The sequence below is a fragment of the Bacteroidales bacterium genome (assembly GCA_021157585.1).
GTDB lineage: Bacteria > Bacteroidota > Bacteroidia > Bacteroidales > UBA12170 > UBA12170.
Genome location: JAGGWH010000061.1, coordinates 1 through 6,865, shown reverse-complemented (window position 1 = coordinate 6,865; position 6,865 = coordinate 1). Strand labels below are relative to the sequence as shown.

The window sequence follows — 6,865 nt, the reverse complement described above, 5'->3', positions numbered from 1 at the left end:
GCCCTTTTTTAATCTGTTTCTTCCAGACTTTATTTCTTTTTTGGGTATCCCTACCCTGTCATCCGTCAGCCGACGGACTAAACCAAAGAGCTAACAGCCCTTTTTTAATCTGTTTCTTCCAGACTTTATTTCTTTTTTGGGTATCCCTACCCTGTCATCCGTCAGCCGACGGACTAAACCAAAGAGCTAATCGCCCTTTTTATCTCAAGAAGAACGCAAAAATACAAATAATCAAATCGATAAAAAAACAAAAAGATTCAAAATATTATACGCTATTTTCTGTAAAACATTCCTTTATATCGTACTATGATTAATATCTTGAGTTATTAAACTACGTATGGATTTACCTAAGTATTTTTATATCTTTGCAAAAGGATAAAAAATTAAAACTATGGAATTGTTTATAATACTAGCCGTTCCCGGCTTATGGTCGCTTGCTTTGATTGCTATTGTTATTCTTTTGCTTTTTGGGGGCAAAAAAGTTCCAGAGCTAATGAAAGGTCTTGGAAGTGGCATTAAAGAGTTTAAAAAAGGTATTTCCGAAGACGACAAAGAAGACGATAAGGAAAGTCCGAAAGAAGATAAAAAGTAGATTAGGGTTCTATGTATTTTCTATTTTAATTCTAAAACATAAGCGTCAAATTCCGCTCTTTCTTGTACCGGAGTTAATTTTTTCATTGCATCCATACGTGTTGCAAAAGGACCAATTACTACCTTAAAATATGGACTTCCGTGATCAACAAAATCAGGAATCCAATAATAAGAAGCAGCAAAACCTTTTGCTTTTAACTCTCTAACTTTTTTTACTGCTAAGCTTTCCTTTCTAACAGCAGAGCAGGCAACAAAATAAGCAGGCAAAGTAATACTTCCTTTTTTAATGTATACATCTCCTAAATAAGAAGGGGCTTGTTTTTTTGTAGTAGTTTTAACCTTTGGTTTAAGGGTTTGTTGTATTGCTTTCTTGCTTTTAATACTTGACTCTTCTGTAGAGCTTGTAGTTTCTTCAGGCTTGGTAGCTGTTGTTTTTTTTGTGATTGTTGTCTTAGGTTTTTCAGTAGTTGTATTAACTTTTTTGGTAGTTGGAGCATAAAAGAACACGAAAAAAACAACTACGGCAAGAATAATGACTAACAAAACGCTTCCGAAAATATATAGAAAATACTTTTTCTTAAAATTTTTATCTGTTTCAAAAGGAGGTCTATTTGCCTGAGTTGATGATGTTTGTTTTGGTTTTTCATCAAACCAAATATCTTTTTTTGCAGGTTTTTCTTGGGGTGAAGGATCTTTCTTTTTCTCGTTTATTATCGGTTTTTTTTCATCGCTAATATCTTCCTTCTTTTTATTTTCCTCGGCTGATTCTTTTACAATCTCTTTCTCAGTAACAACGGGGCTGACTACAGTCTTCTTTTCATCCGCCGTCTTAATCGGAACATTAACTTCTTTAGATTCCGTAACAACTTTTTTGGTAATTTTAGGCTTGCTATCTATTTTCGCTTTAGATTTATCATCCGATTGAGCTTTTATTCGAGCTAAAGCTTCTTCAATAATCTTTTTACTATCAGATACCGGTTTTTGCTTTTTATATTTAGCCTGTTGACTAACATAAAATTGTCTTTCTTTACCTTTATATCGTTCTAGAAAATAATCTATTTGTTTAATTCTTTCGGGATCATTAACAGTATACAAATCCGTTAAAAGTTTTTTATAATCTTCCATAACTACAAGATTCTGATGGCTAAATTCAAATGGGATATATCTTATCCAAAAGCAAATATACAAATTTTACAAAGGGCTTTCATCCATTTTAATACGGAAGAAATGTTAATGTAATTAATGGATATTTAACAGAGATTATATTTTAGACTGAATTCGATAAACAATTTTATTATCAATAGGTTTTATTATTGAGATTGCAGCTAAATTTTGTATTTCTTTAATTGAACAATATTTATCCCATCCTTAGTCCATAATCTAAACCTATACGGTAAAGCACCAAGATTACAATAGTAGCGATCAAAGTGGAAGCAGATAATTTTATTTGTTTCTTCTTCTCGTCAAAATAATACTCCTGATGATACCTGCTAAGTAATAATACAGGAATCAACATAAAAATCAGACTTAGATTTACCAAAAAATCATAAGCAATTAATTTAGGTTGATTGATTAAAAAAATTAATCCATTCCCCACTACATAAGGAATAAAAACCTGACTAGTAATAAATAACTGACGTTTTGCCGGCCTTGAGAAATTATAATAAGTATTAGCCGAAAAAATCCAAAACTTAACGCTTGAAGAGCCCAAAACAACCATCACTAATAAAACCAAAAGCGCAATAACGAGTTTGCCCGTATCAGAATAATACAAATACATTATTGTATAACCAAACTCCTTTCCGGTTAATGCTCCTATTAAACCTCCACCCAAAATAGTATTGAAACCATGAAACATCCCCCACAACAATAGCAGCTTCATTAAACCATCTTCTAAATACACCTTACTGTATAAAATAAGTAATAATGTGGCTGCAATAACTGAGAAAACAGGTCCTGAAGCAAAAATAGCTTTTACCGAGTCGGCATACCAATCTTCATTATCAACAAGATACTCAACTTTATAATAATACATTACGGTTTTATAATCGAAATGCATAGCTGTAAATGCCATTCCCAGTTTATTGATAAACGAAATAATAAAATAAGCTAGTAAAAAGAAAAGCAAAGAATTAAAGGCAATAAGTAAATACTCACGAGTAAATAATTGTTTAATAAATGATTGCTCTTTCTTCTTTCTTTTCGGAAAACCTTTTCCTTTTAAAAAATCAAACAGAATTTGAGTATTTCGCTTTAGAATAAATTTATAAATCCGAAGTCGGCGGTAGCGGTGAAAAGCTCTTTCTTCTTTTTGTTTTTTCTTGATTGAAAGACGAATGTTACTTTTCTTTTTCTTTTTGAAAAAACTCTTCAATATTACTTTTCTAATCCGCTTTTTACGGCGTTTTTTCCAAGCTTTACGACGTTTCATTTCTAATAGTCGTTTTTGCTGAATACTGCTTCTCTTACCTAAAAATGTAGCTCGAAAAATAACTTTTATCTTTCGCCAAAGCAAACGCCTTTGAAATTTACGCTCTTTATGTTTTTTATCCTTTTTCTTTTTCTTTTCCTGTTTTTTTTGCTTTCTGCGTTTTTGTGCGGAACGTCTTAAAAATTTAAGAATACGAATTATTCTTCCGAGAGTAGAATACTGCCCTGTGGGGCGAGAAGAAAACATCAACATAAGTCTATCTACAAATAAATTGAAAAGTAAATTCAATTTAAAACCCAAGCTAAGTATCGGAAGTTGTAAAACAGGACTCATTATCACAAATGTAGAAAAAAAAGACAACCCAAGCTCAAAACCTCAAACATAAAGGCATAAAAAAACCTTGTCGGTTAACTTACAGACAAGGCTTTTTTTTAAATATAATGAGCTTATTCCGCTGTCATAGATTTCATCTCTTTACTGTATTCTCCTGTTTCGAGTTTACGCTTAACATCTTTAAAGCATTTGATAGTATAATCTACATCTTCTAAAGAGTGATCTGCTGTGGGGATTAAACGTAATAAAATAATTCCTTTAGGAACAACAGGATAAGCAACAATAGAGCAGAAAATATTATGATTCTCACGTAAATCGTAAGTTATCTGTGTAGCATCTGCTACTGTACCCGAAAGAATAACGGGAGTAACCATAGACTCTGTTTGTCCAATATTAAATCCTGCCTCGCGTAATCCTTTTTGTAAAGTATTTACAACTAACCATAGTTTTTCTAAAAATTCAGGACGTGTTCTAATCATATCCAAACGCTTTAAAGCTCCAATTACCATAGGCATTGGTAATGATTTGGCATAAATTTGTGAACGCATATTATATTTTAAGAACTTGATAATCTCGGGTTTGGAAGCAACAAAAGCACCTATTCCCGCCATCGACTTAGCAAAGGTTCCAAAATAGACATCAATTTCATCTTCAACACCATAATGAATGTGAGTTCCACGACCTTCGGGTCCCATAGTACCAAAACCATGAGCATCATCAATTAAAATACGGAAGTTATATTTCTTCTTTAGAGCAACAATATCTTTCAAGTGACCTAATCCACCCGTCATTCCATAAACGCCTTCGGTAATTAAAAGTATACCGCCGCCTGTTTTTTCAGTCATCTTATTGGCTCTTATCAATTGCTTTTCAAGATTTTCCATATCGTTATGAGGATACACAAAACGTTTTCCAACATGTAAACGCATACCATCAAGAATACAAGCGTGAGCTTCAGAATCGTAAACAATTACATCGTGACGGTCGACAAGAGAATCGATAATAGAAACCATTCCCTGATAACCATAATTAAGTAAGTATGCTGATTCTTTTTTTACAAATGCAGCCAATTCTTCTTCTAACTGTTCGTGATACTTAGTGTGACCAGACATCATGCGAGCTCCCATAGGATAAGCAAGACCCCAGTCTTTGGCAGCATCGGCATCGGCTTTACGAACTTCTGGATGATTTCCAAGACCAAGATAATTATTAAGAGACCAAACCAGACGTTTTTTCCCTAAAAACTCCATATGGCTACCTAATTGTCCTACCAATTTTGGAAAAGCATAATAGCCTTCGGCATCTTTGGCATATTGTCCTATTTCGCTATTCTCGACGTTTAATTTATCAAATAAATCCATTGTATATTTAGTTTTACCGTGTTAAGTTTAAAGAATGCAAAGCTATCTTAAATATTAATATTTGCCAAAGATAGCAGTACTATTTATCGTTAAGACCCGTCTATATTATTAAATCTCAAATGATTATTTATAAAGTTAAGAAATATATCTATTTGTTTATTAAGCTGAGTTATTACAATAGCGAACAAATTACAAAAACTTCTTTCCCTATAAAAAGTTTATCGTGATAACAAAATAAGCCCCAAATACCTAAGCATTTGAGACTTATTTTCGATTTGAAATTATTTAACTTTTTCTGTCTTTAAAATTTTCGCACCTAAGAATTCACGATTCATACGAGCAATATTAGAAACAGAGATTTCTTTAGGACACTCCATTTCGCAAGCGTAAGTATTGGTACAATTACCAAATCCTAACTCATCCATTTTAGCTACCATTTTCTGAACACGCCGTTCTTTTTCAACTTGACCCTGTGGTAATAAAGCAAATTGAGAAACCTTTGCTGAGACAAATAGCATAGCCGAAGCATTTTTACAAGCAGCAACACAGGCACCACATCCAATACAAGCAGCAGCATCCATTGCGAGATCAGAAGCGTATTTTGAAATTAAAGTTGCGTTTGCATCGGGAACACCTCCGGTATGTGCAGAAGTATACCCTCCGGCTTGAATAATATCATCAAAAGCTGAACGATCGACAACCAAATCCTTAATTACAGGAAATGGTTTAGAACGCCAAGGTTCAATAGTAATGGTGTCTCCGTCTTTAAATTTACGCATATGCAATTGGCAAGTTGTAATAGCATTATCAGGACCATGAGGATGACCATTAATATACAAACTACACATACCACATATACCTTCACGACAATCGTGATCGAAACAAACAGGTGATTCAATTTTATCTACCAAAGATTCATTTAATACGTCTAGCATTTCGAGAAAAGAAGAATCAGGAGAAACTCCTTTAACCTCATAATCTACAAATCCCCCTTTGGCTTGGGCATTTTCTTGACGCCATATTTTTAATGTTAAATCCATTTTTCTATCTTTTATTTGAATATGAAATGCTTTGCAAAAGCAAAATATTTCATAAATAAAATTCTATTTATAATTTCTGGTTTTTACCTCAATAGCTTCATATGTTAACTGTTCTTTATGAAGCTCCGGTTTAACACCTTCGCCTTTATATTCCCAAGCAGCAACATACATAAACTCATCGTCTCTACGTAAAGCTTCGCCTTCAGCTGTTTGATATTCTTCACGAAAATGTCCGCCACAACTTTCTTCTCGGTTTAATGCGTCAGTTGCAACCAACATACCCATATCAAAGAAATCTATTATACGTAAGGCTTTTTCCAATTCAGGATTAAATTCGTCTGTAGTTCCTGTAATATGTACATTCTCAAAAAATTCTTTACGTAGTTTAGGGATTTCCTCTAAAGCATGTTCCAGACCTTCTTTATTACGTCCCATACCGGCGTAATTCCACATAATATGTCCAAGCTTTTTGTGGAAATAGTCAGGTGATTTAGATCCTTTTAGGCTCATTAAGTGACTTATACGCTCTTTAACAGATTTTTCAGCCTCGTCAAACTCGGCAGTATCTGTTGGTATAGCTCCGGTGCCAATTTCAGAAGCTAAATAATTCTGAATAGTATAAGGTAATACAAAGTAACCATCAGATAATCCTTGCATTAATGCCGATGCTCCCAAACGGTTAGCACCATGATCGGAGAAATTAGCTTCGCCGGCAGCAAATAATCCAGGGATAGTAGTTTGTAATTCATAATCAACCCAAGTTCCACCCATAGTATAGTGAGCAGCAGGATATATCATCATAGGAAGCGTATATGGATCTGTGTCTACAATCTTCTCATACATTTGGAATAAGTTCCCGTATCTTGCTCTAATTACATCTTCGCCTAAACGCTTAATAGCATCGGCAAAATCAAGATATACGGCTAAGCCTGTTCCAACACCATATCCGGCATCGCAACGCTCTTTAGCTGCACGAGAAGCAACATCACGAGGAACAAGATTACCAAAAGCAGGGTATCTTCTTTCCAAATAATAATCGCGATCTTCTTCTTTTAAATCTATCGGACTTAATTTACCATTACGAATAGCTTCTGCATCTTCTTTCCTTT

6 protein-coding genes are annotated in these 6,865 nt (G+C 33.8%); 1 reads left to right on the top strand and 5 read right to left on the bottom strand.

The genetic code is table 11. The annotated features are described in order from the left end of the window. Positions 1–391 precede the first annotated feature (391 nt). Complete coding sequence (locus J7K39_03985; protein ID MCD6179044.1) at positions 392–592, top strand: twin-arginine translocase TatA/TatE family subunit; 201 nt, start codon at positions 392–394, stop codon at positions 590–592. Positions 593–612: 20 nt separating this feature from the next. Here the strand turns inward: J7K39_03985 and J7K39_03980 are convergent, their stop codons facing one another. The 5 genes from J7K39_03980 to J7K39_03960 form a co-directional block, all read right to left on the bottom strand. Then, positions 613–1,716 carry an SPOR domain-containing protein gene (locus tag J7K39_03980; GenBank protein MCD6179043.1) on the bottom strand — a complete coding sequence of 368 codons (1,104 nt, stop codon included), beginning with the start codon at positions 1,714–1,716 and terminating at the stop codon, positions 613–615. Between the two features lie 232 nt (positions 1,717–1,948). Further along, the gene (locus J7K39_03975; GenBank protein ID MCD6179042.1) at positions 1,949–3,355 is read right to left on the bottom strand and encodes a hypothetical protein; all 1,407 of its coding nucleotides are present in this window, start codon (positions 3,353–3,355) and stop codon (positions 1,949–1,951) included. Between the two features lie 113 nt (positions 3,356–3,468). Then, complete coding sequence (locus J7K39_03970) at positions 3,469–4,716, bottom strand: aminotransferase class I/II-fold pyridoxal phosphate-dependent enzyme (GenBank protein ID MCD6179041.1); 1,248 nt, start codon at positions 4,714–4,716, stop codon at positions 3,469–3,471. A 281-nt stretch (positions 4,717–4,997) separates the two neighbouring features. Then, positions 4,998–5,756: a succinate dehydrogenase/fumarate reductase iron-sulfur subunit gene (locus J7K39_03965; GenBank protein ID MCD6179040.1), complete on the bottom strand. Its 759-nt coding sequence runs from the start codon at positions 5,754–5,756 to the stop codon at positions 4,998–5,000. Positions 5,757–5,819: 63 nt separating this feature from the next. Next, positions 5,820–6,865, bottom strand: a 1,046-nt coding sequence (locus tag J7K39_03960; protein ID MCD6179039.1) for an FAD-binding protein, incomplete at its 5' end; no start/stop codon positions are given.